General features: G+C 65.5%; 26 protein-coding genes, 3 tRNA genes, 1 other RNA gene and 1 pseudogene. 13 read left to right on the forward strand and 18 right to left on the reverse strand.

What is annotated here, in order from left to right:
- Positions 1-12 precede the first annotated feature (12 nt).
- Positions 13-747, forward strand: coding sequence for a hypothetical protein (locus SynWH8101_RS03445; protein WP_130128566.1), 735 nt, complete (start codon positions 13-15; stop codon positions 745-747).
- On the opposite strand, the gene cbiB is transcribed toward SynWH8101_RS03445, so the two are convergent.
- Genes cbiB through SynWH8101_RS03470 form a run of 5 tightly spaced genes read right to left on the reverse strand, consistent with a single transcriptional unit; the run spans position 738 to position 5,304 of the window.
- Positions 738-1,736 carry an adenosylcobinamide-phosphate synthase CbiB gene (gene cbiB, locus SynWH8101_RS03450; RefSeq protein WP_130128567.1) on the reverse strand — a complete coding sequence of 333 codons (999 nt, stop codon included), beginning with the start codon at positions 1,734-1,736 and terminating at the stop codon, positions 738-740. The two genes, SynWH8101_RS03445 and cbiB, sit on opposite strands and share 10 nt — an antisense overlap.
- Positions 1,733-2,728, reverse strand: coding sequence for a ketol-acid reductoisomerase (gene ilvC / locus SynWH8101_RS03455; protein ID WP_130128568.1), 996 nt, complete (start codon positions 2,726-2,728; stop codon positions 1,733-1,735). Before ilvC ends, cbiB begins: the two co-directional genes overlap by 4 nt.
- A gap of 53 nt (positions 2,729-2,781) precedes the next feature.
- Positions 2,782-3,384: an ATP-dependent Clp protease proteolytic subunit gene (locus SynWH8101_RS03460; protein WP_130128569.1), complete on the reverse strand. Its 603-nt coding sequence runs from the start codon at positions 3,382-3,384 to the stop codon at positions 2,782-2,784.
- Between the two features lie 59 nt (positions 3,385-3,443).
- Positions 3,444-4,118: an ATP-dependent Clp protease proteolytic subunit gene (locus tag SynWH8101_RS03465; RefSeq protein WP_130128570.1), complete on the reverse strand. Its 675-nt coding sequence runs from the start codon at positions 4,116-4,118 to the stop codon at positions 3,444-3,446.
- Between the two features lie 58 nt (positions 4,119-4,176).
- A complete protein-coding gene (locus SynWH8101_RS03470; RefSeq protein WP_254428035.1) occupies positions 4,177-5,304 on the reverse strand; it encodes a PIN/TRAM domain-containing protein in 1,128 nt (375 codons plus the stop codon).
- A 71-nt stretch (positions 5,305-5,375) separates the two neighbouring features.
- Between SynWH8101_RS03470 and hemW the strand changes: the two are divergent.
- Positions 5,376-6,656, forward strand: a pseudogene (gene hemW / locus SynWH8101_RS03475) (radical SAM family heme chaperone HemW); the annotation flags it as partial.
- On the opposite strand, the gene panB reads toward hemW, so the two are convergent.
- A complete protein-coding gene (gene panB, locus SynWH8101_RS03480; RefSeq protein WP_130128572.1) occupies positions 6,541-7,359 on the reverse strand; it encodes a 3-methyl-2-oxobutanoate hydroxymethyltransferase in 819 nt (272 codons plus the stop codon). The pseudogene hemW and the gene panB overlap by 116 nt on opposite strands.
- Positions 7,360-7,402: 43 nt before the next feature.
- On the opposite strand from panB, the gene ffs reads away from it, so the two are divergent.
- An RNA gene (ffs, locus tag SynWH8101_RS03485) (signal recognition particle sRNA small type) lies at positions 7,403-7,499 on the forward strand.
- Positions 7,500-7,513: 14 nt separating this feature from the next.
- Here ffs and ftsZ read toward each other — a convergent pair.
- The 5 genes from ftsZ to miaB form a co-directional block, all read right to left on the reverse strand.
- Entirely contained in the window at positions 7,514-8,671 is a 1,158-nt protein-coding gene (ftsZ, locus tag SynWH8101_RS03490; protein ID WP_130128573.1) for a cell division protein FtsZ, read from the reverse strand.
- Between the two features lie 74 nt (positions 8,672-8,745).
- Entirely contained in the window at positions 8,746-9,564 is an 819-nt protein-coding gene (locus tag SynWH8101_RS03495) for a cell division protein FtsQ/DivIB (RefSeq protein WP_130128574.1), read from the reverse strand.
- On the reverse strand, positions 9,561-9,971 hold the full coding sequence (locus SynWH8101_RS03500; RefSeq protein WP_130128575.1) for a hypothetical protein: 411 nt from the start codon (positions 9,969-9,971) through the stop codon (positions 9,561-9,563). The genes SynWH8101_RS03495 and SynWH8101_RS03500 overlap by 4 nt, the downstream gene beginning before the upstream one ends.
- A 32-nt stretch (positions 9,972-10,003) precedes the next feature.
- Positions 10,004-11,065: a D-alanine--D-alanine ligase family protein gene (locus SynWH8101_RS03505; protein ID WP_130128576.1), complete on the reverse strand. Its 1,062-nt coding sequence runs from the start codon at positions 11,063-11,065 to the stop codon at positions 10,004-10,006.
- 42 nt (positions 11,066-11,107) lie between these two features.
- Positions 11,108-12,412, reverse strand: coding sequence for a tRNA (N6-isopentenyl adenosine(37)-C2)-methylthiotransferase MiaB (gene miaB / locus SynWH8101_RS03510; RefSeq protein WP_254428104.1), 1,305 nt, complete (start codon positions 12,410-12,412; stop codon positions 11,108-11,110).
- Between the two features lie 189 nt (positions 12,413-12,601).
- On the opposite strand from miaB, the gene SynWH8101_RS03515 reads away from it, so the two are divergent.
- Complete coding sequence (locus SynWH8101_RS03515; RefSeq protein ID WP_130128578.1) at positions 12,602-13,687, forward strand: dipeptide epimerase; 1,086 nt, start codon at positions 12,602-12,604, stop codon at positions 13,685-13,687.
- Positions 13,687-14,751: a DUF1611 domain-containing protein gene (locus SynWH8101_RS03520; protein ID WP_130128579.1), complete on the forward strand. Its 1,065-nt coding sequence runs from the start codon at positions 13,687-13,689 to the stop codon at positions 14,749-14,751. The genes SynWH8101_RS03515 and SynWH8101_RS03520 overlap by 1 nt, the downstream gene beginning before the upstream one ends.
- A gap of 1 nt (position 14,752) precedes the next feature.
- Here SynWH8101_RS03520 and SynWH8101_RS03525 read toward each other — a convergent pair.
- A tRNA-His gene (locus SynWH8101_RS03525) sits at positions 14,753-14,825 on the reverse strand.
- An 88-nt stretch (positions 14,826-14,913) separates the two neighbouring features.
- On the opposite strand from SynWH8101_RS03525, the gene SynWH8101_RS03530 reads away from it, so the two are divergent.
- Genes SynWH8101_RS03530 through SynWH8101_RS03540 form a run of 3 tightly spaced genes read left to right on the forward strand, consistent with a single transcriptional unit; the run spans position 14,914 to position 17,923 of the window.
- Positions 14,914-15,297 (forward strand): DUF4359 domain-containing protein, encoded by a 384-nt coding sequence (locus SynWH8101_RS03530; RefSeq protein WP_254428036.1) that lies wholly within the window; start codon positions 14,914-14,916, stop codon positions 15,295-15,297.
- A 5-nt stretch (positions 15,298-15,302) separates the two neighbouring features.
- Positions 15,303-16,580: an amidohydrolase family protein gene (locus SynWH8101_RS03535; protein WP_165380909.1), complete on the forward strand. Its 1,278-nt coding sequence runs from the start codon at positions 15,303-15,305 to the stop codon at positions 16,578-16,580.
- Entirely contained in the window at positions 16,577-17,923 is a 1,347-nt protein-coding gene (locus SynWH8101_RS03540) for an FAD-binding oxidoreductase (RefSeq protein ID WP_130128582.1), read from the forward strand. Before SynWH8101_RS03535 ends, SynWH8101_RS03540 begins: the two co-directional genes overlap by 4 nt.
- Positions 17,924-17,943: 20 nt before the next feature.
- On the opposite strand, the gene SynWH8101_RS03545 is transcribed toward SynWH8101_RS03540, so the two are convergent.
- The 5 genes from SynWH8101_RS03545 to murA form a co-directional block, all read right to left on the reverse strand.
- Complete coding sequence (locus SynWH8101_RS03545; protein ID WP_130128583.1) at positions 17,944-18,486, reverse strand: pentapeptide repeat-containing protein; 543 nt, start codon at positions 18,484-18,486, stop codon at positions 17,944-17,946.
- A 22-nt stretch (positions 18,487-18,508) separates the two neighbouring features.
- Positions 18,509-19,729, reverse strand: a complete 1,221-nt coding sequence (locus SynWH8101_RS03550; RefSeq protein ID WP_130128584.1) for a folylpolyglutamate synthase/dihydrofolate synthase family protein — start codon at positions 19,727-19,729, stop codon at positions 18,509-18,511.
- On the reverse strand, positions 19,726-20,925 hold the full coding sequence (locus tag SynWH8101_RS03555; RefSeq protein ID WP_130128585.1) for an aspartate aminotransferase family protein: 1,200 nt from the start codon (positions 20,923-20,925) through the stop codon (positions 19,726-19,728). Before SynWH8101_RS03555 ends, SynWH8101_RS03550 begins: the two co-directional genes overlap by 4 nt.
- 8 nt (positions 20,926-20,933) lie before the next feature.
- Positions 20,934-21,015, reverse strand: a tRNA-Leu gene (locus SynWH8101_RS03560).
- A gap of 43 nt (positions 21,016-21,058) precedes the next feature.
- Complete coding sequence (gene murA / locus SynWH8101_RS03565; protein ID WP_130128586.1) at positions 21,059-22,357, reverse strand: UDP-N-acetylglucosamine 1-carboxyvinyltransferase; 1,299 nt, start codon at positions 22,355-22,357, stop codon at positions 21,059-21,061.
- 157 nt (positions 22,358-22,514) lie between these two features.
- On the opposite strand from murA, the gene SynWH8101_RS03570 reads away from it, so the two are divergent.
- The 5 genes from SynWH8101_RS03570 (at position 22,515) to trpC (ending at position 26,068) form a co-directional block, all read left to right on the forward strand.
- Positions 22,515-22,598, forward strand: a tRNA-Leu gene (locus SynWH8101_RS03570).
- A gap of 35 nt (positions 22,599-22,633) precedes the next feature.
- Complete coding sequence (locus SynWH8101_RS14370; RefSeq protein WP_130128587.1) at positions 22,634-22,882, forward strand: hypothetical protein; 249 nt, start codon at positions 22,634-22,636, stop codon at positions 22,880-22,882.
- A gap of 17 nt (positions 22,883-22,899) precedes the next feature.
- Positions 22,900-23,733: an RNA methyltransferase gene (locus SynWH8101_RS03580; RefSeq protein ID WP_130128588.1), complete on the forward strand. Its 834-nt coding sequence runs from the start codon at positions 22,900-22,902 to the stop codon at positions 23,731-23,733.
- Between the two features lie 4 nt (positions 23,734-23,737).
- On the forward strand, positions 23,738-25,180 hold the full coding sequence (lpdA, locus tag SynWH8101_RS03585; protein WP_130128589.1) for a dihydrolipoyl dehydrogenase: 1,443 nt from the start codon (positions 23,738-23,740) through the stop codon (positions 25,178-25,180).
- A gap of 3 nt (positions 25,181-25,183) precedes the next feature.
- The gene (trpC, locus tag SynWH8101_RS03590) at positions 25,184-26,068 is read left to right on the forward strand and encodes an indole-3-glycerol phosphate synthase TrpC (protein ID WP_130128590.1); all 885 of its coding nucleotides are present in this window, start codon (positions 25,184-25,186) and stop codon (positions 26,066-26,068) included.
- Positions 26,069-26,075: 7 nt separating this feature from the next.
- Here trpC and SynWH8101_RS03595 read toward each other — a convergent pair whose 3' ends face one another.
- Positions 26,076-26,600 (reverse strand): hypothetical protein, encoded by a 525-nt coding sequence (locus SynWH8101_RS03595; protein WP_130128591.1) that lies wholly within the window; start codon positions 26,598-26,600, stop codon positions 26,076-26,078.
- Positions 26,601-26,636: the final 36 nt, after the last annotated feature.

Below are 26,636 nucleotides of genomic sequence, written 5' to 3' on the forward strand. Positions count from 1 at the left end.
TCCGCCACGCCCTTGAGCCGCTTCACGCGCGATCAGATCCATCGCCTGCGCAAGCGCCATCACGGTTACATCGTGATGTTGATGTGCGAGTTGGCCTTTCTGATTCTGCTCCCGCTCTGCGACATCTGGCCGCCGCTGTTGTCGGTGCTGTTGATCAGTCTCACGGTGGTTCTGGTTCGTCTGATCGGCCGTTATTCGCTCCTTCCCCGCCACCAGGCACTCGTGCTCAACCTGGGTCTGCTGGCGATTGCCCTGGAGGTGACCTGGCAATTGTCGCTGCGTTGGTTGTATCCGCTCGGGCATTGGCTCACGCTGCCCCATGTGCTCATCTGGCTGCTCTTCTTCTTTCTCACCACCCTGCGGATGATTCAGTCGTTGATCCGCGAACCGTTTGTGACCCTGGCGGTGGTGATGGGGGCGGCTCAGGGTTATTTACTGATCGGTGTGGCCGGAGGGGTGCTGCTCACGGCCACCTACGAACTGCATCCTCTGGCCTTTGATCCGGCCGTGTTGAATGCATCGCTGCACAGCAACCTCACGGAGCGGTGGGGAGATGCCGGGTCGGTGTTGCAGTTCGCGCCGGTGTTGATGGCGGCCTCGTTCAACCTGCTCACCACGGTGGGATCCGGGGTGATGAACTCAGGCGATGTCACCTCTCAGGTGGTGGTCACAGCCATCACGGTGAGTGGCCAGCTGTATGTGGCTATCTTGATTGCCCTGATTCTTGGCCGTTTTCATCAGCGTTGAGCGGCGCTGATTATCAGAGCCGGCAGCAGCCAAACCAGTTCCAGCCTCAGGCTCAAGTGGAGGATGTGACGCACCGCTGGCTCGCTCACCGCTGCCTGGTCGCTCGCCAGCAGGGGTTTCTCCACCCAGCGCTCGCCATAGCGATTGGCACCACCGAGCCGAACCCCTGCGCAGTGGGCATAGATCGCCTGGGAGCGGCCCGCATTCGGTGAGGGATCGGGACGTCCATCCCGTTCGGCGGCACGCACCAGCCGGAGCCAGCCCCTCCAGGGGCGACTGACCAGGGGTAGCGTCAGGAGCACCAGGCGGCAGGGCAGCCAGGTGAGCGCATCATCGAGTCGGGCGCCAGCGGTGCCAAGCCATTGCAGGCGACCGCGGCGATACCCGAGCATGGAATCGAGTGTGCTGCTGGCCTTGAAGGCCCAGGCCAGGGCCAGCGGCCCTGGCCCCGTTGTGTCACCCAATTGCCAGAGCGACGCGCCGAGCAGCATCCAGAACAGGGGAGCGAAGAGGCCATCCACGGCGTTTTCACTGGCAGTTTCGGCGGCGGCCCGCAGGATCTCCTCCTGATTGAGCGCCTCGGTGTCTCGCCCCACGATCCAGGCCAAAGCCTGCCTGGCCGCGACCAGATCGGGGAGCGTATCCACGACGGCGAGCACGCTGTCGCGCAGGCTGCGCGCCGCCAGGGCGCTGGCCAAGGCCACCACCAGCACGATGGCAGCCCAGGGCGATGGCAGAGGCGAGCCTGGAAACACCAACCGTTCCAAGGCCCAGCCGCAGGTGCCACTTCCCAGCACCAACAGCAGCGTGATCAGCCCACCGCCGATGCGAAGGCCCAGGCGGTGATCACCGGCGAGCCGTTCAACGCATCGGCGCAGGATGGTGATGCAGCGCCCCATCCACACCACGGGATGGGGACACCAGCGGGGATCACCCAGCAGCAGGTCGAGACCTGCTGCGGCGATTACATAGAGGAAGGGCTGACTCAGGCCGCCTTCAGCCAGCTGAACATCGAGCGCAGCCCCTTGCCCACCTTCTCGATTGGATGCTCAGCATCGCGGTCGCGGATCTTCTTCATTTCCGGCTTGCCGGCTTCGCATTCCGCCACGAAGTTGCGGGCGAAGGTGCCGTTCTGGATGTCGGCCAGAATCCGCTTCATCTCGGCCTTGGTGTCGGCGGTGATCAGACGTGGTCCGCTCACATAGTCGCCGTATTCAGCGGTGTTGGAGATGGAATCGCGCATGGCGGTGAGACCGCCCTTCACCATCAGATCCACGATCAACTTCACTTCGTGGAGGCATTCGAAGTAGGCGAGCTCGGGCTGATAGCCGGCTTCCACCAGGGTCTCAAAGCCTGCCTTCACGAGCTCGGAGAGGCCACCGCAGAGCACGGCCTGCTCCCCAAATAGATCGGTTTCCGTCTCTTCCTTGAAGTTGGTCTCCAGGATGCCGGCACGGGTGCCGCCGATGCCCTTGGCATAGGCCATCGCCAGAGCGCGGGCATTGCCGGAGGCGTCCTGCTCAATGGCGAAGAGGGCGGGAACGCCCTGACCGTTCTGGTATTCCCAGCGGACGGTGTGGCCGGGGCCTTTGGGGGCGATCATCACCACATCCACATCGGCGGGAGGCTTGATCAGGCCGAAACGGATGTTGAAGCCGTGGGCGAAGCTCAGCACCTTGCCGGCGCTGAGATGGGGCGCGATCTCGTTGTCGTACACCTCCTTCTGGAATTCGTCGGGCAGGAGCACCATGATCCAGTCGGCCTTGGCGGCCGCTTCGGCCACGCTCAGGACTTCCAGACCATCCGCCTTGGCTTTCTCTGCGGAACGGCTGCCGGCGTAGAGGCCCACCACCACATCCACGCCGCTGTCCTTCAGGTTGAGGGCATGGGCGTGGCCTTGGGAGCCGTAGCCGATGATGGCCACCGTCTTGCCGCTGAGCAGCGAGAGATCGGCATCGGTGTCGTAGAAGAGCTGGGCCATCCGGGCGGCGTGCAGAGCGGAGAAGATGCTGAGCTTACGTAAGCGCCTGTCGTTCAGGCCTCGTTGGGATGGGAGATCACCCGGTCAATCAGGCCGTAGTCCTTGGCTTCCTCGGCGCTGAGGAAATAGTCGCGATCGGTGTCTTTCTCGATCGTCTCGAAACTCTTGCCGGTCATCTCAGCCATGGAGCGGTTGAGCATCTCTTTGATGCGCAGAATCTCGTTGGCTTCGATCTCGATGTCGCTGGCCTGCCGCTGGGCCGTGCCGCCGAGGGGTTGGTGGATCATGATCCGGCTGTGAGGCAGCGCCAGACGCTTTCCCTTGGTGCCCGCCGCCAGCAGGAAAGCTCCCATCGATGCGGCGAGCCCCACGCAGATCGTCACCACGTCACTCTTGACGTACTGCATTGTGTCGTAGATCGCCAGCCCCGCTGTCACCGAGCCGCCGGGGGAGTTGATGTAGAGATAGATCGGTTTGCTGCTGTCTTCCGAATCCAAATACAGCATCTGGGCCACCAGGCTGTTGGCGATGCCGTCGTTCACTTCCTGGCCGAGGAAGAGGATGCGCTCCACCCCCAGACGGGTGTAAATGTCGACCCACCGCTCCATCTGGCTGCCGGGCAGGCGGTAGGGAACGCTGGGAGTACCGATCGGCATGGGTCCGGGCTGAGAGGGGAACGGGGAAAGGGAAAAGAGCGCCTCGGGCGCTTATGGGTTTAGACCGCTGCTGGCGCAGCGGTCGGCAGCTCCTTGCGGCTGCCCAGCACCCGATCGATCAGGCCATACTCCACAGCCTGCTCAGGTGTGAGGTAACTCATCCTGTCGGAATCCTTGGCGAGCTGTTCAACGCTGCGACCGGTGTTCTCAGAAAGGATCTCGAGCATCGCCCGCTTGTTGTGCAGCACTTCCTTGGCCCGGATCTGGATGTCCGTAGCCTGCCCTCGGGCACCGCTGCGGGGCTGGTGCAGCACGATCGACGCGTGGGGCAGTGCAGCCCTTTGCCCTTTGGTGCCGGCGGAGAGAATCACCGCCGCCGTGCCCATGGCCTGACCAATGCAGATGGTGTGGACAGGGGGCTTCACATAGCGGAGGGTGTCGCAAATGGCGAAGGCTTCTGTTTCGAAGCCGATCGCATCACCGGTGTACCAGCTGGTGCCTGTGGAATTGATATAGAAATAGATCGGTTTCTCCGGATTGTCGAACTCCAAATACAGCAGCTGGGCAATGATCAACTCGGTCACATCAAGCCCGAGTTGTCGCTTGGTGTCGTCATCGGAGAACAGCGGCAGCCCTAGATACACGATCCGCTCCTTGAGCATCAGAGAGGGCAGATCCGGGGGCGGTGTGCGCAACACCGTTGATTCCCCGTAGTAGGGCGCAGACGTGGTCATCCTCAGCACATCCCCTGGCGTTTCGGGAGCCTAGCGGGGGCTGGCTGGTCAGGTGTGTTCATGGGCCTGGCTTGGCGGGGCGGGAGGGCCGATTCGGTTTGCTGGGCTTTCCCGCGGGAGCCTCCTTTTCCAGACGGGCAAACACCATGCGTCCGGAGGGACTCTGCAGCGCGCCGGTCACCACCACGGGACGTCGCTCGCCGATCGCCGATCGCGCCCCTTCCACCACGACCATCGTGCCGTCCTCGAGGTAGCCCACCCCCTGGTTGTCTTCCTTGCCCTCACGCACGATTTTCAGCAGCAGCTCATCACCGGGTTGCACCTCGGGGCGCAGGGCGATCACAAGGTCGCTCAGATTCATCACCTTGAGCTCCTGAACCTGAGCCACCTGGGCGAGGTTGTAGTCGGCCGTCACCAGCGTGCCGCCGGTGTCGGCGCTCAGTTTGAGCAGGCGGTCGTCAGTGCCGTCACCCTCGTAGCGGGTGGTGTTGATCACAAGGCGACGGCCGTAGGCCTCCCGGAGTTCGGTCAGCAGTTTGAGGCCGCGGCGGCCACGGGCGCGCTTCTCCGGATTGTTGGAATCAGCGAGTTGTTGCATTTCATCGATGACCGTCTGGGCGACGATCACCTGGCCCTCGAGCAGGCCGCAGGCCAGGAGGCCGCTGACGCGGCCATCGATAATCACGCTGGTGTCGAGAATCTTGGCGCTGGCTGGGGTGAGGACCCCATCGGCCACCAGCAGGGCTTCAGCCGAGGATGGATTGAACAACCTGAGCAGAGTGCGGCCATGCACTTCGGCGAGGTTGTAGCCCAGCACTCCGAAAAACACATTGCTCAGCACCGCCGCCAGGGGTTTCAGCAGCGCAATCGCCCCCCCCAGGGGCAACAGCAGGATCGGCGCCAGCAGCAGATTGGCCACCAGTAGCCCCAGGATCAGGCCCACGGCCCTGCTCACCAGCAGATCGGTGGGCATGCTGCGCACCTGCCGCATCAACTGCTCGCGCAGGCGTTGAAACACCAGGCCAGCGATCAGGCCGAAGAAGGCGCCGAAGCCCGTGAGCACCCATCGCACGCCAGCCACGTTGGTGCTCTCGTCGAGCAGCTCCTGAGGCAGCAAATGCACACCCATCCATCCGGCCGAGGCGCCGGAGAGCAGGAACACAAGCAGGATGAGCGGTTCCACCATGGATTTAGGTCGTGGCTGCTCAGTCCGTTTGCAGGCAGCATGCACCATCTTCTGTCGCTATGCCCGGGCTGATGTCCGCACCCCGTAGCGCCTACGTGCACATCCCCTTCTGCCATCGGCGTTGCTTCTACTGCGATTTTGCCGTTGTGCCCCTTGGTGACAGGGCTGATGCGGCGGCGGGGCCCGGGCGGACCTCGATCCAGGCCTATCTCGCTCTCCTGCATGAGGAGATCGACCTTTCCCCGGTAGGGCCTCCCCTGGCGACGGTGTATGTGGGCGGCGGCACACCCTCCCTGCTCACTCCTACCCAGATCGCCGATCTGCTGCAGCGGTTAGAGCGGCGTTTCGGCTTTCAGGCCGGGGCGGAGATCACCTTGGAGATGGATCCGGCCAGTTTTGACCAGCAGCACCTGGAGGCTGTCCTCGACGCCGGCGTGACCCGGGTGAGCCTGGGCGGACAGAGTTTTGATGATGCGGTGTTGGCCAGCCTCGGGCGGCGCCATCGCCGGGCGGACCTGCAGACGGCCTGCTCCTGGCTGCAGGGGGCGTTGCGGCAGGGACGTTTGACGAGCTGGAGCCTCGACCTGATCCGCAATCTGCCAGGGCAGACCGAGGTGCAGTGGCGGCAGCAGCTGGAGCTGGCCCTGTTGGTTGACGCGCCCCATCTATCCGTTTACGACCTGTCGGTGGAGCCCGGGACCGTGTTCGCTTGGCGGCAGCGACGGGGGGAGCTGGAGCTCCCTGATGACGGGGAGGCGGTGGAGCGGATTCGGCAGACCGGCGAGCGCCTGCGACAGGCGGGGTTCTGCCGCTATGAGGTATCGAATTACGCCCGGCCTGGGCATGCCTCGCGCCACAACCGTGTGTATTGGAGCGGTGCCGGCTGGTGGGGTTTCGGGCTTGGGGCCACCAGTGCCCCCTGGGGCCGGCGCCTGGCGCGGCCGCGCACCCGTGAGGCCTACGCCAGCTGGTTGGTGACGCAACGGCAGCAGCCCGACCGTTCGCTTCTGGCGTCAGCGGCGGTGCCGCTGCCCCTCGATGATCTGCTGTTGGTGGGGCTCAGGCGGCGCGAGGGCGTCGATCTGTGGCGTCTGGCTGCCGCCAGCGGCTGGGACGCGGCCACATGCGAGCGCCATCTGCCCGATCTGGAGCGCCGCTGGTCGGAGGCGGAAGCCCAGGGCCTGATCGAGTTGTGCGGACGCCGCTGGCGCCTGCGAGATCCCGAGGGCCTGGCCCTCAGCAATCAGGTGCTGGTGGAGGTGGTGCGCTGGTGGGAGACCCTGCCGGCTGCCGTTGTGCAGCCACCCAGCCCTGAAGCGCCTCCACCAGCAGTTGCCGCCCCGGGATCAGGGCCGGGCTGAAGGGCGGTTGCAGGGGGGTAAGCCCGAGCAGATCGGCGCTCACCCGCACCTGACCGTCGCAGTCGTCTCCGGCACCGATGCCGATTACAGGAATGCGCAGCGCCTGGCGCACCCGGCTGGCTAACTGGGCTGGCACATGTTCCAGCACCAGGGCGAAACAGCCGTTGGCTTCCAGCGTTGCCGCTTGGCGGAGCAGGGTGTCCTGGCTGCGGGGATCTTCCGCCTGCCGCCGGTAGCCGAGGCGATGCACCGCCTGCGGCGTGAGCCCCAGATGGCCCATCACCGGAATCCCCATCCGCACCAGCCGGTCGATCACTTGCACGATCTCCGGCTCAGCTCCCTCCAGCTTCACGGCGGCGGCTCCGGAGTTCTTCAGCAGGGTTCCGGCGGCTGCCACGGCCTGCTCCTCGCCGCATTGGTAACTGAGAAAGGGCAGGTCGCACACCACCAGGGGCTGGCGCTCCAGCGGTCCACTAAGGCCACGACAGACCGCCTGCGTGTGTTGCAGCATCTGCTCCAACGTCACCGGCAGGGTGGTGGCATGGCCCAGCACCACCATGGCGAGCGAATCACCCACCAGCACCAGATCGGCGCCGGCTGCCTGCACCATGGCCGCCGAAAGGGCATCCCAGGCGGTGAGCATGGTGATGATTTGCCCCGACTGCTTGAACCGGATCAGGTCGGCTGGTCGCATCCGCCTCTCCAGGCCAACGGGGGTTCATTGCTAGCATTCCAGCGACTCGGACCCATGCGGTTCAGACGCCTAAACCTGGTCAGAACCGGAAGGGAGCAGCCACACGGGATGCTCTGAGCAGGCGTGGACTCCGGGTCACCCCATCCTGGAAGCGTCAGTCGTTGGTCGACTCGCGACGAAGCTGACGCTGGCGCAGAAATTGAGGGATGTTGGCGCCGGAATCCTGGCTGGATGACGGGGTGTAGGGCGTGGATTCAGATCGTGTCGCGGCGCGTTCGGTGCGATAAGGCTGGCCGTTCTCAAACCCGGTGGCGATCACCGTCACGTGGATTTCTCCCTCCAGTCGCTCATCGACGACGGCACCCACGATGATGTTGGCTTCCGGATCCACCACGTCGTAGATCACTTCGGAGGCGGTGGTCATGTCTTCGAGGGTCATGTCTCGACCACCGCTGATGTTGATCACACAACCCTTGGCGCCATCGATGCGGGCTGCCTCCAGCAGTGGGCTGTTGATCGCCGTCTGGGCGGCTTCCACGGCACGGGAGCGGCCAGAACCGACGCCGATACCCAGCAGGGCGGTGCCGGCCTCGGTCATCACCGAGCGCACATCGGCGAAATCCACATTCACCAGGCCTGGGCAGGTGATGATGTCACTGATGCCCTTCACGCCCATGCGCAGCACGTCATCAGCGCTGCGGAAGGCTTCCTGCAGGGGGGCTCCGGCAATCGCATCCCGCAGACGATCATTGGGGATCACGATCAGGGTATCGACATGCTCGGCCAGGCGGGCGATGCCTTCATCGGCCTGGCGCATGCGGCGCCGACCTTCAAAGCTGAAGGGTTTCGTGACGATGCCCACGGTGAGGGCGCCGCTCTCCTTGGCCACTTCGGCCACCACAGGAGCAGCGCCGGTGCCGGTGCCACCGCCCATGCCGGCGGCGATGAAGACAAGGTCAGCCCCTTGAAGCGCCTGTTGCAAATCGGCGCGGGATTCTTCTGCTGCCTTCTGGCCGATGCTGGGATTGCCGCCCGCTCCTAATCCGCGGGTGAGGGTCTGGCCCAGTTGCACTCGATGATCTGCCGCCGACTGGAGCAGGGCCTGGGCATCGGTGTTGAGCACCCGGTAGGCCACACCTTCCAGATCGCTCTGGATCATGCGGTTCACGGCATTGCTGCCGCCCCCACCCACCCCGATCACCTCAATCCGCGCAGACTGGCTGGGGAGGATGCCAGTGGAATCGGCATGGGGGGATTGATGTGCTCCCATCATCTCCATCGTTGCGGCCGAACCATTGAGCTGTGGGTGCATTATGTCCTTGCGGGTTGCATCCGCCGCAGATTCTGATCAGCCTTGTCGCCCGAATCCCGATCTGCAACGAAGCGTCAGGATTCGCTGGCGGGAGTCTTGCCGGCACGGAGCTGGAGTTCCGGCTTGGCGGGATCACTGAGATCGATGCTTGTGCCCGCTTTCTGGCGCAAGTGGCTGGGGAGGCTGCGGCTGAGCTCGGCCATGCTCACCACCTGTTGATCCAACAAGTTGGGGTCTGCGCCCAGGTCCACCCTGCCGAGAGCGGCCGTCTGAATGCTGATGGCACCATCCGGAGCAATGCTGATGCGTTGCAAGGGGCTCCCCAGGGCATCGCGTCGCTCCAACAGTCGGGCGATCATGGGCCGTTGGCGAGCGGTCCAGCCCGTCACCAGGATCGAGGTTTCCGGCTGATCGCCCCGCGAGGCCACGGTCTGGGGCATCCACTGGCCGTTGCGATCGACCATGCCCCTCTCCATACCACCGGGGCTGACTCGACTGGCGGCCGCCATGGGGCGACGGTCCTCCAGGTCCACATCCAGGGCGGGGGGCAGGAGTCGGCGATGCACAGCAGCTGATTGCACCGGCAGTTCCCGCAGCAGGGTGCGTTCCAGCGCCCTGGGGTCGAGGCTCAGCAGGGGCAGGGGGAAACGGAGACCTGCCGCCTGGGTCACGGCTTCGCTGCTGATCCGCTCGCTGCCGTTCACCCGCAGTTGCTCCGGGCTGCGCAGGGTCCAGCCCATGCTCAACAGGAGCCAGGCAAGAGCCATGGCACTGCCGCTGAACAGCAGCAGGCGCCACAGCTGAATCAGCCGGTCGCGGCGCCGTTCCTGGCGTAGGCGACGGCGGCGTTCAACGCCGGGGGGGAGAGGGCGGGCAGATCGCTGGCGGCTCACAGGTCGCAACGCGCCTTGGACATCAATTGGTTCATCCAGCTGCGCGCCCGTTGCGCATCGGAGAAGGGCACATCCATCTGTTGGCCATCGCCGATCAGGCGCAGGCGGCAGCGACCCTCCGATTCATGGGCCAGGGGGGCCTCTCCGGAGGCCAAGGCCATCAGCTCCACCAATTCGAGGGAGTTGATCGTGAACCGCCCTTGTTCTTCGAAGCGACCGGCAGAAAAGCTGCACCACTGCAGTTCCCCATCCATGACCCTGGCGGCTCCGCAGCCATCCAGCTTGGAGAGTTCAGCCCCTTCTGCCCAGCGGCGAAACAGGGTCTGGCGTCGACGCTCGAGCCAGCCGAGGGCGGCGAGGAGCACGAAGGCCAGAAGCAGGGGAAACCAGAGCAGACCGTGAATCATCGCTGGATCAGGGGAGCGCTGCTGGAAGGTGCTTATTCTCGCGCGCTCTCCACGAGCTGTGCCACCAGATCCTCAAGGGGCAAGCCACTGGCCTCCCAGAGCATGGGATACATGCTCTGGGAGGTGAAGCCCGGCAGGGTGTTCACCTCATTGATCCAGAGGCGCTCCTGGCTCTCGTCGTAGAAAAAATCCACCCGGGCCTGGCCCACCACCCCGAGCACCCGACAGGCCTCCAGGGCCATCGCCTGCAATTCAGCCTGCCTCGCTGCGGAGATCGGGGCCGGAATCAGGGTGTGGCTCAAGCCATCGCTGTATTTCGTGGTGTAGTCGTACCAATCCGCATCGAAGCGGATCTCCCCTACGACCGAAGCCTTGAGCTGACGCACCCCGAGCACGGCACACTCCAGTTCCCGGGCCTGCACGCCCTGCTCCACCACCAGGCGGTGATCCAGCTCTGCGGCGACCGCCAGGCCGCGCTCCAGTTCCGCCCGGTTCCGGACCTTGCTGATCCCCACCGACGAACCGAGATTCGCCGGCTTCACGAAACAGGGGTAGCCCAGCTCCGTTTCAATTCGCTCGAGCAGAGTCGCGCGAGTGGCGGCACTGTCGAGGCTTGAGGCGTCCAGGCCCACGTAGGGGACCTGGGCGAGGCCGGCGGCGGCGAAAGCCGCTTTCATCGCCAGTTTGTCCATGCCCATGGCCGACCCGAGCACGCCCGCTCCCACAAACGGTTTGGCCATCAGGGTGAACAGACCCTGCACGGTGCCATCTTCGCCATTGGGGCCATGCAGCACCGGATACCAGATCTCCACGGTTTCGGAGCCTGCCGGCAGCTGGGAGAAGCCAGGTGCGGGCAAGGGTTGGGGCAAGTCAGTCTCCTCCGCTGCTTCGCCGCTCTGCAGCACGCTTTCGGCCACCGCCGCCGGCCACCAGCGTCCGGCGCGGTCGATGTAAAACGGCACCACGTCGAAGCGCTCCCGGTTGCGTCCGCTGCGCAGGGCCTGAACCACCGTGGTGGCCGAGCGGATGGCGATGGCGTGTTCCCCGGATGCACCGCCAAACACCACGCCGACGCGAACAGGGGAAGTGGGCATGGAGAGGGGCCGGCACTGGCAGGAGCGCCAAACGTATCAGCCTCAGATGGGGGTGCCACTGAGGGAGAAGGACCTCACGGCCTCGATCCGAACCTCCACAAGATCACCCGGCTGCCACCGGCTGCCATCGCTGCGGGCGGCGGGGAAGAAGGTGAGTCGGTTGGTGCGGGTGCGGCCCATCACCTGCTCGGGGTCTTTGGGGTTGGCGCCTTCCACGAGTACCTGTTCGGTGCGGCCGGCATAACGGGCGCTGCGGGCCTTCGCTACCCGCTCCACCAGGGCGTTGATCTCGCGCAGGCGCTCCACCTTCACCGCCTCGCTCAGCTGGTTGGGCCAGTCGGCGGCGGGGGTGTTGGGGCGTGGGGAATAGGCGGCGGTGTTCACCTGATCGAAGCCGATCTCCTCAATTAGCTCAAGGGTGCGGCGGTATTGGGCTTCGGTTTCTCCTGGGAAGGCCACGATCACATCGGCGCTGATCGCCGCATCGGGCATGCGATCGCGGATGCGGTCGATGATGCGGCGGTAGCGATCCACCGTGTAGCCACGGGCCATCGCCTTGAGCACGGCGTCGTCGCCGCTCTGGAAAGGAATGTGGAAGTGTTCGCACACCTTCGGCAGCTCGGCGCAGGCGTCGATCAGGCGCTCCGTGAAATAACGCGGGTGGCTGGTGGCGAAGCGAATCCGCTCGATGCCTTCCACGCTGTGCACCCTCTGAAGCAGATCGGTGAGTGTGTGTTGCCTGCGGCCCTCCGGAGTGATGCCGGGGAGATCGCGGCCATAGGCATCGATGTTTTGCCCCAGCAGGGTGATCTCCTTGAAGCCCTGGGCGGCCAGGCCCTCCATTTCCAGCCGGATCGCTTCCGGCAGCCGTGATTGCTCCTTGCCGCGCACGGAGGGCACCACGCAGTAGGTGCAACGTTCGTTGCAGCCATAGATCACATTCACCCAGCCGCAGATGGCGCTGTCGCGGCGGGCGGTGGTGATGTCTTCCAGGATGTGGTGCTCTTCGGTGGCCACCACCTGCTGGCCCTGCTCCACCCGGGCGAGCAGCACATCAAGGCGGTTGGCGTGCTGGGGGCCCATCACCAGATCCAGCTCGGGCACGCGCCGTAGCAGGGATTCACCCTCCTGCTGGGCGACGCAGCCGGCCACCACCAACGTGAGATTGGGGTTGGTGCGTTTGCGCTGCGCCTGGCGCCCCAGATAGCTGTAAACCTTCTGTTCGGCGTTGTCGCGGATCGTGCAGGTGTTGTAAAGCACCAGATCGGCCTCCAGCTCGGCCTCGGCCTCGCGGTAGCCCATCGATTCCAGGATTCCGGCCATGCGCTCGGAATCGGCCTTGTTCATCTGGCAACCGAAGGTGGTGACCCAGTAGCTGCCGCGGCTCGAAGCGCGCTCATGGCTAAGGGGTTGGCTGCTGGTGGAGGCGGAGACGGTCAAGGGGAACGGCGTTTCGGAGAACCGCGGAGCGGACGGCTTGAATCAGTGTCGGTCACGGCGGTGCTGTGCCAGTTTGAGGATCGGTGCGATCAAGGGATGGGCTGGTGCCTGCGGCGGTTTCCACTCACCAAGGCGGTGCCCCTGGCCATCAGTCGCGGCACCACCGCAGGGGTTGAGCACCTTTTGTTGCGCTGTGAGGCCGAGGGGGTGGTCGGCCTCGGTGAGGCCGGTGGTCTCGACACGGGACACCGCGCCTACGACACGGCGGCTATCGCGGCCGAATTGGCGGCGATGCTGCCCGCACTGGATGAGCTCGATCCCAGCCAGCGTCACACCTTCGCTCCGCTGTTGCCGCTTCTGTCGCCACCAGCTCGTTGCGCGGTGGATCTGGCGCTGTGGGACTGGTGGGGACATCGCCTCGGCAAGCCTCTCTGGCGCTTGTTCGGGCTTGATGGCGATTGCGCCGTGGCCACCAGCGTCACCCTCGGACTCGGCCGTGTGGAGCAGGTGCTGCAGCGGCTCGAGCGTTGGTGGCAGCAGCGACCGGCCACCCGGATCAAACTCAAGCTGGGCAGTCCTGACGGGCTCGACCACGACCGGCAGCTGTTGGACGCTGTCGCTGCTGCGCTGCAGCAGGAACAGCAGCGGCGCCAGCAGCCCCTTGAACTCCAGGTGGATGCCAACGGTGGTTGGTCGCTCGATCAGGCGCGACGGTTCATGCCCCAGCTCCAGGCCCATAGGGTGGTGTTGCTAGAGCAACCGATGGCTGCCAGTGCGGATCCGGAACTCGATCGCACCGCCTTCGCCAGGCTCAAACCCGACTGCCCGCTCCCCCTGGTGGCCGATGAGAGTTGCTGGGATCTGGAGGACCTGCTGCGCCTGGCTCCCCATGTGGATGGCATCAATCTGAAGCTGCTCAAAACCGGTGGCCTCAGCGAGGCCTTGCTCATGGCTCGAGTGGGTCGGCGGCTCGGGCTCGATCTGATGGTGGGGTGCTACTCCGACAGCAGCCTGCTCAATGGGGCAGCCGCCCAGTTGCTGTCCTTGATCCGCTGGCCGGATCTCGACAGTCATCTCAATCTTCTGGATGACCCATTCCAGGGTCTGCCGATTGAGGTCGACCGGCTGCGCCCGCCCCAGGCGGTGGGGCTCGGCATGGCTCCGGTGGCGGAGGTGGGCTGATGCTGGGGGCGGATCAGGCGGTGGTGTTGCTCCAGCACGGGGGCCTGGACAGCCTCACCGGCAAAACCGGACTGGCGATGCTGCGCCATCGCCGTGGGCCGGTGGTCGCGGTGATCGATCCCCACCATGCCGGGGCGTCCCTTGAGGCGGTGACGGGGATTCACCGTTCGGTGCCGGTGGTGGGTGATCTGCAGGCGGCCCTGGCCTTCGGCCCCGAGGTGGCCGTGGTGGGCTTGGCGCCGTCCGGAGGCCGGCTGCCGGATCCGGTGCGCGCCGATGCGCTGGCGGCTCTGCGAGCTGGGCTCTCCCTGGCCAGTGGGCTGCATACCCGGCTGGGGGATGACCGGGAGTTGCGGGCCGCCTGTCAGCCCGGGCAGTGGATCTGGGATCTCCGGTGCGAGCCTGCAGGGCTGCAGGTGGCCCAGGCCAGGGCCGCCGCTCTGCCCCAGCGCCGGGTGTTGGCGCTGGGCACGGACATGGCCGTGGGCAAGATGAGCGCCTGCCTCGCGCTGCAGGCTGCTGCTGAGGCACGGGGACTGGCGTCGGGCTTCGTCGGCACCGGGCAAGCGGGCATCCTGATCAGTGGCGCCGGCGTGGCGCTCGATGCGGTGCGGGTCGACTACGCCGCCGGTGCGGTGGAAGCGGCCGTGCTCCGCTGTGCCGAGCGCTTGCCTGCCGATGGCCTGGTGCTGGTGGAAGGCCAGGGTTCGCTTTGTCACCCGGGGTCGTCTGCCTCCCTGCCCTTGCTGCGGGGCAGCCAAGCCACGGCATTACTGCTGGTGCATCGGGCCGGCCAGGCGACGATTGACCGTCTGCCCCAGGTGCCGCTGCCCCCCTTGGCTGATCTGGTGCAGCTCAGTGAGGCACTCGCCGCTATCGCGCGACCCGCAGGAGCGGGGCCGGCCCCCAGGGTGCGGGCCCTGGCGCTCAACACGGCGCGTCTGACTGCTCCTGACGCACAGCGGGCGATCGCAGAAGCAGAGCAGGCACTTCAGCTGGTGTGTGCCGACCCACTGCGAGGCGGCGCTGAGACCTTGCTTCAGGCTCTGGTGGAGGTGAGTTGAGGGCGAGCGAGGGGATTCGAACCCCCGAATAGCGGCGCCACAAGCCGCTGCCTTAACCACTTGGCGACGCCCGCCGCGTCGGTAAGAATCTAACAATTCGCCTTCAGCGCCCTGCAGCCCGCCACTTCCACGCGTCGCGGGCCCAGCGCTGCCCACCTGGCCTTGGCCGTTGCTGTAGTGGGAGCTGGGGCCGCCCTGGTGGTCACCAATCCCTCTATGGCTGACTATCAGCAGCATGCCGGTGCCCAGCTGGTGCAGCTCGCCACCGAGGAGCTCTGTGATCGGCAGGGCCTGCCGATGGTTCTCCGCCTCTGGATTCGCGACTGTCCGCGGCTGATTGCTGATCAGCGCGGTGCACTCACGGCCCTGGCCGCCCAGGTCACCCGTCGCCGTTCCTTCGGGCTGTTCAGCGTGTTCACCACCCAGCTGGGGGGGCAGGATCTGCTGCCATCGCTGCGGCTGCCCGGTTACACCGTGACCACGATCGGCATTGCCGGTCAGTTCCTCACGGTGCAGACCAAGGCCGACGGGGGCAAGCTCGAGTGAGTGCGATGGCTGGTGGTCCAGCTGCCGCTGGGACGCTTCACGCCTGGTGTCCCGCCAGCCTGCTCGAACAGCCCGGGTTGGGTGATGCCCGTAGAGATGGCCTGGTGGCGATCGAGATTGCCTGGCGGGACGGGGTGATCAGCGCCCTGCGTGCTCTCCCCCCCGGAGCTGCTCCACCCACCGAGCTGATGCTGCCGAGGTTGGTGGAACCCCACGCCCATCTCGACAAGGCCTTCACCTGGGCGGACCACCCCAATCACGAGGGCACCTACGCCGGGGCGATGGCGGCCAATCGGCAGGAACACGCCACGCGCAACGTGGAGCGGGTGGTGGCCCGCGCCGAGCGGGGCCTGCAGCTGGCCTGGCGCCATGGTCTGCGGGGGATGCGGAGCCATGTCGACAGCCTGGGGCCCGGGGCCGCGTGCAGTTGGGAGGCGCTGCAGGACCGCCGCCAGCTCTGGCGTGGGCGGATTGAGCTTCAGCTGGTGGCTCTGGTGCCGATCAGCCACTGGAGCACTCCGGAAGCGGGCGTGCTCGCCCGCCAGGTCGTTGCGGTGGGGGGGCTGCTGGGGGGCGTGCTCGTGCCCCCTTGCCGCGATGCCCAGACCCGCCGCGGCTTGGAGGATCTGCTCGCCCTGGCGGATCGCCTTGGTTGCGGCATCGATCTGCACATTGATGAAGCGGATCAGGATCCCGCCGCAGGCCTGCGGCTGCTGGTGCATTGCCTGGATCGGCGCCCGGTGTCGGTGCCGATCACCTGCAGTCATGCCAGCAGCCTCTCGTTGCTGTCTGCTCGCGCCCTGGCCCAGCTGGCGGATCGCATGGCGACCCATCGACTCGGCGTGGTGGCCCTGCCGCTCACCAATGGCTGGTTGCTGGGGCGTCGCCCGCAGCAAACCCCCCTGCAGAGGCCGCTGGCGCCGCTGCAGCAGCTGCAGCGGGCCGGTGTGGTGGTGGCTGTCGGAGGCGACAACGTGCAGGATCCCTGGTTCCCCGGTGGCAGTTTCGATCCGATCGCCCTGATGGCAGCCTCCCTGCCCCTGGCCCAGCTGGCGCCTTGGCAGCGCCGCGGTCTGATGCCGTTCACCACGGAGGCCGCCCGCTTGCTGGGGCTGGCCTGGGACGGTCGGCTGCAGCTGGGCGCTCCAGCCGATCTGATCCTGCTGGAGGCCACGCACTGGGGTGAGGTGCTGGCCTCTCCCCCTCGGCGGCGGGTGCTGGTGGCAGGACGTTGGCTGACGGAGACTGGTGCCGATCACAACACGGCGGCCAGCGGCTCATGACCCAGGGATCGGCAGCCCTTCAAGCGCTCCAGGCGGAGTTGACATCGCTCCCGCAGCTCAGCCTGTTGCTGGGGGAGGCCGATGTGCTGCGCTTTTCCCGGGATGCCTATGACTATTCACCCGTGCTGCGGGAGCGGTTGACGCACTGTCGAGCCGGCCTGGTGGTGCGCCCCGAGAGCGTGGCTGCCGTGTGTGCCGTGGCTGCCGCCTGTGCCCGTCACGGCGTGCCCCTCACCCTGCGCGGTGCGGGCACGGGCAACTACGGCCAGTGCGTGCCACTGCAGGGCGGTGTGGTGATGCTGATGGGCGCCCTTGCGGCGGTGCGTTCGATCGATCCGCACTCCGGGGTGGTGGAGGTGGAGAGTGGCTGCCTGCTACGGGATCTCGATCAGGCGGTGGCGAGCCACCATCGCCAGCTGCGGCTGCTGCCCAGCACCTGGCGCACGGCGACGATCGGTGGCTTCATCGCCGGGGGCTCGGGGGGAATCGGCTCGGTGCGCTGGGGGTTTCTGCGCGATCCCGGTCATCTGCTTGGGGTGGAGGTGGTGACGCTGGAACCGGAGCCCCGCCTGCTGCAGCTCGATGCGGCGGATGCCGAAGCCCTCAACCATGCCTATGGCACCAACGGCATCATCACGGCGCTGCGTCTGTCGACGGCCCCGCGGCAGGCCTGGCATGAGCTGAGCATTGATTGCGCCGATTGGGAGATGGCGGTGCATTTGGCGCAACGTTGTCAGCAGGCAGCACTGGAGTTGCATCTCTGCACGGTGCTGGAGCGTTCGATCGTCGATCAACTGCCGAGCTGGAGCGGTGCCTCAGCCGGCTGCCACCGGCTGCTGTTGCTCGTGGCTGCCGATGGCGTGTCCACGGTGGAGCGGTTGGCTGCTGCGGTGGGGGCTGTTTGCCGCCACCTCGGCCCGGAGGCGGACAATCACGGCAACGGCCTGCGGGAGCTCAGTTGGAACCACACCACCCTTCATTGCCGCAGCCTGGATCCGAGCTGGACCTATCTGCAGATGCTGCTGCCCCAGCCCGAGCTGCCCCTGCTCAACCAGCTGAGCGCCGACTGGGGGGACAACCTGTTGTGGCACCTCGAGGGTGTCCGGCAGGGTGGTGCTGCCCGCCTGGCAGCCCTGCCCCTGGTGCGCTGGCAGGGGGCTGATGCTCTTGAGCGCCTGATCGCTCAGTGCCGCGATCTGGGCGCCGTGATCTTCAACCCCCATGTGCTCACCGTGGAGGATGGCGGTCTGGGGGTGATTGACGGTGATCAGGTGGCGGCCAAGCGGCACCACGACCCCATGGGGCTGCTCAACCCAGGAAAACTCAGAGGCTGGTCAGCCTGAGCCGGCCGCTCGCCTCTGGATCAGCAGCCCAGGCTCTCGCGGGTGGAGACCCCCGTCTGCGGATGACTCCCTTCCGCATCGCGACACAAACGCCGCACGTCATCGCGATCGAGCAGGGCATCGCTGAAGTCGGCCCCTTCGATCTGTGCGCCGGCAAAACTGCTGCCTGAGGCGATCACGCCACTCAGCAGCGTGCCGCGCAGGTCAGTGCCGCTGAAGTCGGCACGGTCCATCAGGGCATCGGAGAGATCAGCGCCGTGGAAATCGGCGTCGGCGAATGCACCTTGGGTGAAGATCGCACCATGGAGGTTGGCGTCGCTGAAGTCGGCGCCGCGACCCACCGCCCCGGCAAAGGAGGTGTTACGCAGATCCTGACCATGAAAGTCGTGGTCGCTCTGGTTGGTGAGGGTGTAATCGACCCGTTCCTGAAACAGAGCCCGATCCTGCAGCCCCGTTCCCGTGCTTGTGTCGAGTGCCTGGGCGGGGCTGCTGTTCAGCGCCAGTAGGGCGAGCAGCAGTCCGGCGAGCAACCAACGTCTGGGCTGGAGGAGACGGGAGGCCATGGCGGCAGCAAGCGGCTGAATCTCACTCTGCATGCAGCAGGTCGCGTCGCAGCAGGTCGCCGAGCAGATAGAGGGACCCGGCAATCACCGGCGGGGCCTGCGGCCACCCCCTGCACTCCAGCCTGTCCAGCACGCTCAGCACGGGATCCGGCCCGCTCGTTTCGAGCAGTTGGTGGGCCAGGTCTGGGCAGAGGCGCTGCAGCGCCTCGGCGCTCCAGCTTCGGTGCTCAGGCACCGGCACGATCCAGGCCCGATCCGAGGGTTGCAACAAACTCTGCAACATCGGTTGGGCTTGCTTGTGGGCCTGGATGCCCAGGATCCAGTCGATGCCCTCACGCTCCCCAGGCCAGTGCCGCCGTTCTGCTGCGAGGCGGGCCGCCGCCGGTGGGTTGTGGGCCCCATCCAGCAGCAGCCGATGCCCTCGCCAGCGCATCGGCTGCATCCGTCCGGGCCAGCGGGCCGCGGCGAAGCCGCTGCGGATGCTGCTGGGGGAGATCGGCCAGCCCAGGGCGCCGATCCGTTCCAGCACGGCCAGGGCCACGGCGCCGTTCTCCCGTTGCCAGGCGCCTTGCAGGCCAAGCCTCCAGTCGTCCGGGAGCGGTGGCACCCAGTGCAGTGCAGCGCCCACATCGTGCACACGTTGCTCCAGCACCGCCTCCACCTCAGGGGCCTGTTGGGCGCTGATCACCGTGGTTCCGGCCTCGATCACGGCCGCTTTCTCTGCGGCCACGGCGGCGAGCGTGTCGCCGAGATGCTCGCAGTGATCCAGTCCGATCGAGGCCACGGCCACCAGCGGCCGATACGGGTGCGCGGTGGTGGCATCGAGACGACCGCCGAGGCCCGCCTCGAGCACCATCCAGTCCACGGCTTCTGCTTTGAAGTGCATCAGCGCAGCGCTGATCAGCAGCTCAAACGGCGTCAGCCGTTCGCGCTTCGCCAGCGGTTGCAGCGCGATCAGGTGGTTCTCCAACTCCTGGGAGCTGATCATCCGACCCTCCACACGGATGCGTTCACACCAATCGATCAGGTGCGGAGAGGTGGTGAGGCCGGAGCGGATGCCGGCGGCCCTGAGGCCGCTGTCGATCAAGGTGGCCACCGACCCTTTGCCGTTGGTGCCCACCACCTGAACGGCTGGAATGCTTTGGCTCGGCGATCCCAGGGCCGCAAGAGCGCGTTGGATTCTGATCAGTGACAGATCCATGCCGCGCTGCTCAAAGGGGGGCAGCAGCTCCTGCAGCGTCACGCCTGGGTGGTGCGTGCAGGCAGGGAGGCGAGGCTGGCATCGAGCCGCTGAAGCAACAGCGTGACCTCACGCCGATTGATCACCAGGGGCGGCACCATGCGCACCACTCGGGCACCGGCCGCCACCAGCAGCAGCCCCTGGTCCAGGGCCGCCCGGACCACATCCACGGCATTGACGTCCCAGTCGTCGCGTAACACCAGGCCCTGCAGCAGGCCCCAGCCCCGCACCGCTTCGAGGCGATCCGGGTAGCGCCGGATCAGGGATTCGAGGCCTTCGCGCAGCTGCTCGGCACGGGCGTTCACATGAGGCAGGAGCCGTCGGCGCTGCAGTTCCCGCGCCACGGTGAGTCCGGCCCTGCAGGCAAAAGGGTTGCCGCCGAAGGTGCTGGCGTGGTCGCCGGGCGCGAAGTGATCGGCATGGGTCTGCACCAGCAGGGCACCGATGGCATGACCACCACCCAGCCCCTTGGCGAGGGTGAAGGCATCGGGTTCGATTCCGAGATGCTCATAGCCCCAGAGCTGGCCCGTTCGTCCCATCCCCGTCTGCACCTCGTCGAGGATCAGCAGGATGCCGCGTTGGCTGCAGTGCTGCCGCACGGCCTGGAAAAAAGCGCCATCGCCTGGGTTCACGCCCCCCTCACCCTGCAGGGGTTCGATTAGCACGGCCGCCACCCGGGGGCCCTCAGACTCCCAGCGCTTCAGGGTGGTTTCGAAGCCTTCCAGATCGTTGTAGGGAAAGGTGTCAAAGCCGGCCACCATCGGCTCAAACCCCTGGTGGTACTTCGGCTGACCCGTGGCGCTCACGGCGGCAAGCGTGCGGCCATGGAAGCTGGCCTTCGCCGTGAGGATTACGGGCGCCTCGATCCCTCGCACCGTGTGGCCGTGTTTGCGGGCTAGCTTGATCGCCGCCTCATTGGCCTCGGCGCCGGAATTACAGAAGAACACGCTGTCGGCGCAGCTGTGGTCCACGAGCCATCGCGCCAGGTCTTCCTGCTCCTGGATCCAATACAGATTGGATACGTGCTGAAGTTTTCTCAGCTGCTCGCTGAGGGCCCGACGCAAGGCTGGATCGCTGTGACCCAGGGTGCAGGTGGCGATACCGGCGACGGCATCGAGGTAGCGACGTCCGCGTTGGTCACGTACCCAGCAGCCCTTGCCACGCACCAGCGTGAGCGGAAACCGACCGTAGGTCGCCATCACTGCAGTGGGAGCGGTGGGACTCGAACCCACATGCCCGAGGGCGCTCGATTTTGAGTCGAGTCCGTCTACCAATTCCGGCACGCTCCCATGCGGCTGATGTTATGCGACGAGCAGCCGAGGCACCGCCGAATCAGCCAGCTTGCCGTTGCAATCGGGCACCGCTGGCTCCGAGTTTGGCTTCGATCGCGTCGTAGCCCCGGTCGAGATGGTTCAGGCCCGAGACCTGGCTTTTGCCGCGGGCAGCCAGTGCGGCCAGCACCATGGCGGCTGCGGCACGCAGATCGCTGCCGGTCACCGGGGCGGCGCTGAGTTGGGGCACCCCTTCCACCACGGCCGTGTTCCCCTGCAGGCGGATGGAGGCTCCCATCCGTTGCAGCTCGGCCACGTGCTGCATGCGGTTTTCGTAGATCTTTTCGGTGATCACGCTGGTGCCGCGGGCTGTGGCCAGAAGGGCCATGAAGGGAGCCTGCAGGTCGGTTGGGAAGCCTGGAAAGGGCTGGGTGGTGAGATCAACGCCCTGGATGTCGCCCGGCGTGATGGTGATGCCTTCGTCATCGATCTCGAGATCGCAGCCGCAGTCGCGCAGTTTCTGCAGCACGGCACTGAGATGTTCTGGCACCACCGGCGCTACTCGCAGCCGGGAGCGGGTGATGGCCGCTGCGAGCAAAAACGTTCCCGCTTCGATCCGATCTGGAATCACGGCGTAGGTGCAGCCATGAAGGGCTTCGACGCCTTCCACGGTGATGGTGGGGCCGCCGGCGCCCGTGATCCGGGCTCCCATGGTGTTCAGCAGGTTGGCCAGATCCTGCACTTCAGGTTCCTGCGCTGCGTTTTCGATCACGCTGGTGCCATCGGCGAGGACGGCCGCCATCAGGATGGTTTCTGTTGCGCCCACGCTCGGACAATCCAGCACGATGGAGGCACCCCGTAGGCGCTTGCTGCGTCCAGGGACGGCAGCCGACACCACGCCGTGCTCCACATTGACGACGGCGCCGAGGGCCTTGAGTCCGCGGATGTGTTCCACCACGGGCCGGGCGCCGATGCGACACCCACCCGGGAGCGGCACCTTGGCACTGCCCAGGCGTCCCAGCAGGGGGCCAATAGCGAAAAAGCTGGCCCGGAGGCCATTCACTAAGTCATACGGAGGTTCGCCGTGCTGCAGCTGGCCGGCGTGAATCTCCACCGTGGAGCCGTCGCGCTTCACGTGCACACCCAGGGCACGCAGGATCTCCGACATGCCGTCGATGTCGGTGAGTTCCGGCACATTGCTGAGACGGAGCGGCTCGTTGCAGAGCAGCGCCGCTGTCATCAGAACCAGAGCTGAATTTTTGGCACCACTCACCTTCAGCTCCCCGCTCAGGCGATGCCCGCCTTCGATCTCCAGAAGCGGCTTGAGAATCTCCTGAGACACGGGTGCCGCAGCCGGCATAGCTGGAAATCCTTGAGATGTCGGACACATCTTGACAACGACGTCTGAGACCGTCTAGACGGCCGGCCCTCAAACTGGTTCTCGCTGGCTGGCTGCAGTCGGTGAGGACGGCGGGGCGATGCCGTATGTTCGTCAACGTCGCCTGTGCGACACGCCAGCGGATGTGGCGGAATTGGTAGACGCGCTAGTTTCAGGTACTAGTGGCAGCAATGTCGTGGGAGTTCAAGTCTCCCCATCCGCATTATTTTGTAGGGAAGCCAACGCCGTGTCCCGCCCATGATCGTCCTCAAGATCTCCAATTCCTCCGAGGTCGTGGCCTCCAAAGTGGGCAAATTCCTTGAATTTCTCACCCCCGATGCGGTCGACCAAAGCGCCGTTGAGGATCAGGTGATCAAGAAGTTGATTGAGAATCTGGCTGCGGAGGGCATCAAAGGTGAGATCGCAGCTGTGCGCGGCCTTGATCTTGATGGCCAAGAGCTCAGCCTTCACGATGGTTTGAAGGTGCGGAAGCACGAGGCGTTCTGACACAGCGTTCTGACGCTTTGATCACCAGCCGTCGCAACCCGCTGGTGCGGAGGTTGCGGGCCTTAGGTCAGCGTTCCGGACGGGAGCAGGAGGGTCTGCTCTTGTTGGAAGGGTCCCACCTGCTGCAGGAGGTGCTGCGCAGCCAATCGCCCCAGATCGGCTTGGAGTTGATCGTGACGCCCGCCTGGCTTGAGGCCCATCCCAATGCCCTGGGTGCGTGGGAGGGGCCGGTGCGCTGGCATCACGTCACTGAGGAGGTGCTGCGGGCGGCGTTGTCGACCGTGCACCCTGATGGTGTGGCCTGTCTGCTGCCCCTCAAGGCCCTGCCGGAGCCTCCCGGGCACACCAGTTTTGTGCTCGCGCTCGATCGTGTGCAGGATCCAGGCAATCTCGGCACCTTGCTGCGCACTGCTCTGGCGGCCGATGTGGAGCTGGTCTTGCTGGCCTCCGGTGCCGATCCCCTCAGTCCGAAGGTGGTGCGCAGCTCCTCCGGTGCGGTGCTTAAGCTGGCCCAGGAGCGCCTTAGGCCCGAGGAGCGGCTGGGGGTGAGGGCTCTCGCGGAACGCCTCCAGGATCTGCGCCGTGATGGCCTGCAGGTGGTGGCCACGCTGGTGCCGGATGCCTCAGCACCTGTGGAGGTGGTGCCCTACTGGGAGCTCGACTGGACCCGACCCACGGCCCTGGTGCTGGGAAACGAGGGATCAGGGCTGCATCCGGAGTTGCTCGCCTGCTGTAGCCATGGCGTCACCCTCCCCCACAGCCCGCGGGTGGAATCCCTGAATGTGGCCGCGGCTGCGGTCCCGCTCCTGTTGGAACGCCGACGGGCGACAATGACCGCTCCACGCAGCTGACCGGGTGAGCGACGCCACTTTCGACTTCGATGTGATCGTGATCGGTGCGGGTTACGGCGGTTTTGATGCCGCCAAGCACGCTGCCGAGCACGGCCTGAAGGTGGCGATCATCGAATCTCGCGACATGGGCGGCACCTGCGTCAATCGCGGTTGTGTTCCTTCCAAGGCCCTGCTGGCGGCCAGTGGTCGGGTGCGGGAGCTGGCGGATGCCGACCATCTCGCCGGCTTTGGCATCCATGCGGCACCGGTGCGTTTCGAGCGCCAGAAGATCGCCGACCATGCCAATGCTCTGGTTGCCACGATCAGAGCCAATCTCACCAAGACCCTGGAGCGGGCCGGCGTCACGATCATCCGCGGCAAGGGCCGTCTGGAGGGAAGCCAGCGTGTGGGGGTGCGGGAGGTCAGCGGTGTGGATCGGGTGTTGACGGCCCGCGATGTGATCCTGGCCACCGGTTCCGATCCGTTCGTGCCACCGGGGATCGACACCGATGGGCGCAGTGTCTTCACCAGCGATGAAGCGGTGAATCTGGAATGGCTGCCGCGCTGGATCGCCATCATCGGCAGTGGCTACATCGGCCTGGAGTTCGCCGATGTGTACACCGCCCTTGGCTGTGAGGTCACGATGATTGAAGCCCTGGATCGGGTGATGCCGACGTTTGACCCCGACATCGCCAAAATCGCAGCCCGCAAACTGATCGATGGTCGCGATATCGAGGCCCGCTCGGGGGTGCTGGCCAAAGCGATCCGCCCCGGATCTCCCGTTCAGATCGAGTTGGTTGACATGGAGACCCGCGAGCCGGTGGAGACGCTCGAGGTGGATGCGGTGCTGGTGGCCACCGGGCGTGTGCCCAGCAGCAAGGATCTCAATCTTGAATCGGTCGGTGTCGAAACCCAGCGGGGCTTCGTGCCGATCGACGACAGCATGCACGTTCTGGTGCATGGCCAGCCCTTGCCGCACCTCTGGGCTGTGGGTGATGTGACCGGCAAGTTGATGCTGGCTCACACGGCGGCCGCCCAGGGCACCGTGGCCGTCGACAACATCCTCGGCCATGGCCGCACCATTGATTACCGCAGCATCCCTGCGGCCACCTTCACCCACCCTGAGATCAGTTCCGTGGGGCTGAGCGAAGCCGACGCCAAGCAGTTGGCTGCCGATCAGGGCTTTGAGCTCGGTGTGGTGCGCTCCTATTTCAAAGCCAACACGAAGGCCCTGGCGGAATTGGAAAGTGATGGTCTGATGAAGCTTCTTTTCAACAAGTCGAGCGGAGAAGTGCTGGGTGCCCACCTTTATGGGTTGCATGCCGCTGATCTGATTCAGGAGATCGCCAATGCGGTGGCAAGGCGCCAGAGCGTGACGCAGCTGGCCCAGGAGGTGCACACCCATCCCACCCTGAGTGAACTGGTGGAAGTGGCTTACAAGCAGGCTGCAACAGCGGTGGGGGCCTGAGTCATGGAGATCCGTCGCCGTCCTCCCAATCCCCGCATCCAGGTGGCCCACCTGGAATACGCCATTCCCCATGAGGAGAGTGAGCCCCGTCACATTCTTGAGAAGATTGTTTGGGAGAAGGATCGAGAGATCACCACAGCCAGGGAGCGCATGCCTCTGGAGCAACTCAAGAGCAAGGTCGCCCAGCTGCCTCCACCCAAAGATTTTCTTGCTGCCCTGCGGTCAGCACCTGTTGCCCCGGCGGTGATTGCCGAGGTCAAAAAAGCCAGCCCCAGCAAAGGGGTGATTCGTGAGGATTTCGATCCGGTGGCCATCGCCCGTGCCTATGCCGCCGGCGGGGCCAGCTGTCTGTCGGTGCTCACCGACAAAACCTTTTTTCAGGGTGGCTTCGACGTGTTGGTGGAGGTGCGCGACAGCGTTGAGCTTCCCCTCCTCTGCAAGGATTTCATCCTCAGCCCCTATCAGCTGTATCAGGCCAGGGCCGCCGGAGCTGATGCTGCCTTATTAATCGCAGCCATCCTCAGTGATCAGGATCTTCGTTATCTCCGCAAGGTGGCCGCAGCTCTGGGGCTGACCGTGCTGGTGGAGGTTCACGACGCCAAGGAAATGGAGCGAGTGCTTCAGCTCGGTGGATTTCCCTTGATCGGCATCAACAATCGCGACCTCACCACGTTTGAGACCAACCTGGCCACAACGGAAGGGTTAACGACAGAGTTTGGTGTTCGCCTTCAGGAGCAGGGTGTGCTCCTGGTGAGTGAATCGGGCTTGTTTGAGCGCTCCGATCTGGATCGGGTTCAGAGTGCAGGAGCGGCTGCTGTGTTGGTGGGAGAGGCGTTGATGCGAGAGGCCGACGTGGAAGCCGGCCTGCGCACGCTGCTTCAGGGCTGAGAGAAACTCAGCTCTTCTGCCAGCACTGTTGGGGGGTGCTGGTGGTCAGCAGCATTCCCTGAATCGGGGTGGTCGTGGTGTGCAGGGTGTAGCTGAATTCGCTCGGCCGCACACCGCTCGGCCGTGCACACACGAAGGTGGCACCGCTGGTGTTGGTGGTGGGCACCGTGCTGATGTTGTACAGCTTCAGCAGATTGACCATGGCGGCGTCGTAGTCGACCTCCGCCTGGTTGTTGCCCAGGAACAACTGGGAACGGCTGGCACCACAGCGGGTTTTGGAGGTGGTGACCTGGGGATAGAGGGCCTTGGAGGTGTAAGTCACATCGCAGAGCATCCCCTTGGAGGTGTTGCTCGGTCCGCTGATCGCCAGGATCGCCACCGACTGGGGTGTGGCTTCACGCACAAACACTGACTTGGGAATCAACCCTTTCAGGTCGATGGCCTTGGCAGCGGGGCTCAGGGCCGTGATGGCACTGAAACCGGCGCCGCCGAGGGCGATCGCAAGGGCGCAGGAGTGGAGGGCAGAACGCATGGGCGCGGTGATCGTCAAGAACGGTTGTCAGGGGTT

Origin of the sequence: Synechococcus sp. WH 8101, from assembly GCF_004209775.1 — a bacterium.
GTDB lineage: Bacteria > Cyanobacteriota > Cyanobacteriia > PCC-6307 > Cyanobiaceae > Synechococcus_C.

Bases quoted from the DNA above. Each gene is read 5' to 3' on its own strand.
- panB (WP_130128572.1), bottom strand. From the start codon at position 7,359: ATGCGACCAGCCGACCTGATCCGGTTCAAGCAGTCGGGGCAAATCATC.
- miaB (WP_254428104.1), bottom strand. From the start codon at position 12,412: ATGAACAAGGCCGATTCCGAGCGCATGGCCGGAATCCTGGAATCGATG.
- SynWH8101_RS03460 (WP_130128569.1), bottom strand. From the start codon at position 3,384: ATGCCGATCGGTACTCCCAGCGTTCCCTACCGCCTGCCCGGCAGCCAG.
- SynWH8101_RS03535 (WP_165380909.1), top strand. From the start codon at position 15,303: ATGGCTGGTGGTCCAGCTGCCGCTGGGACGCTTCACGCCTGGTGTCCC.
- SynWH8101_RS03470 (WP_254428035.1), bottom strand. From the start codon at position 5,304: ATGGTGGAACCGCTCATCCTGCTTGTGTTCCTGCTCTCCGGCGCCTCG.
- trpC (WP_130128590.1), top strand. From the start codon at position 25,184: ATGGAGATCCGTCGCCGTCCTCCCAATCCCCGCATCCAGGTGGCCCAC.
- SynWH8101_RS03555 (WP_130128585.1), bottom strand. From the start codon at position 20,925: ATGGCGACCTACGGTCGGTTTCCGCTCACGCTGGTGCGTGGCAAGGGC.
- ilvC (WP_130128568.1), bottom strand. From the start codon at position 2,728: ATGGCCCAGCTCTTCTACGACACCGATGCCGATCTCTCGCTGCTCAGC.
- SynWH8101_RS14370 (WP_130128587.1), top strand. From the start codon at position 22,634: ATGATCGTCCTCAAGATCTCCAATTCCTCCGAGGTCGTGGCCTCCAAA.
- SynWH8101_RS03515 (WP_130128578.1), top strand. From the start codon at position 12,602: ATGGGCTGGTGCCTGCGGCGGTTTCCACTCACCAAGGCGGTGCCCCTG.
- SynWH8101_RS03505 (WP_130128576.1), bottom strand. From the start codon at position 11,065: ATGCCCACTTCCCCTGTTCGCGTCGGCGTGGTGTTTGGCGGTGCATCC.
- SynWH8101_RS03520 (WP_130128579.1), top strand. From the start codon at position 13,687: ATGCTGGGGGCGGATCAGGCGGTGGTGTTGCTCCAGCACGGGGGCCTG.
- SynWH8101_RS03595 (WP_130128591.1), bottom strand. From the start codon at position 26,600: ATGCGTTCTGCCCTCCACTCCTGCGCCCTTGCGATCGCCCTCGGCGGC.
- SynWH8101_RS03540 (WP_130128582.1), top strand. From the start codon at position 16,577: ATGACCCAGGGATCGGCAGCCCTTCAAGCGCTCCAGGCGGAGTTGACA.
- ftsZ (WP_130128573.1), bottom strand. From the start codon at position 8,671: ATGCACCCACAGCTCAATGGTTCGGCCGCAACGATGGAGATGATGGGA.
- SynWH8101_RS03465 (WP_130128570.1), bottom strand. From the start codon at position 4,118: ATGACCACGTCTGCGCCCTACTACGGGGAATCAACGGTGTTGCGCACA.
- SynWH8101_RS03500 (WP_130128575.1), bottom strand. From the start codon at position 9,971: ATGATTCACGGTCTGCTCTGGTTTCCCCTGCTTCTGGCCTTCGTGCTC.
- murA (WP_130128586.1), bottom strand. From the start codon at position 22,357: ATGCCGGCTGCGGCACCCGTGTCTCAGGAGATTCTCAAGCCGCTTCTG.
- SynWH8101_RS03545 (WP_130128583.1), bottom strand. From the start codon at position 18,486: ATGGCCTCCCGTCTCCTCCAGCCCAGACGTTGGTTGCTCGCCGGACTG.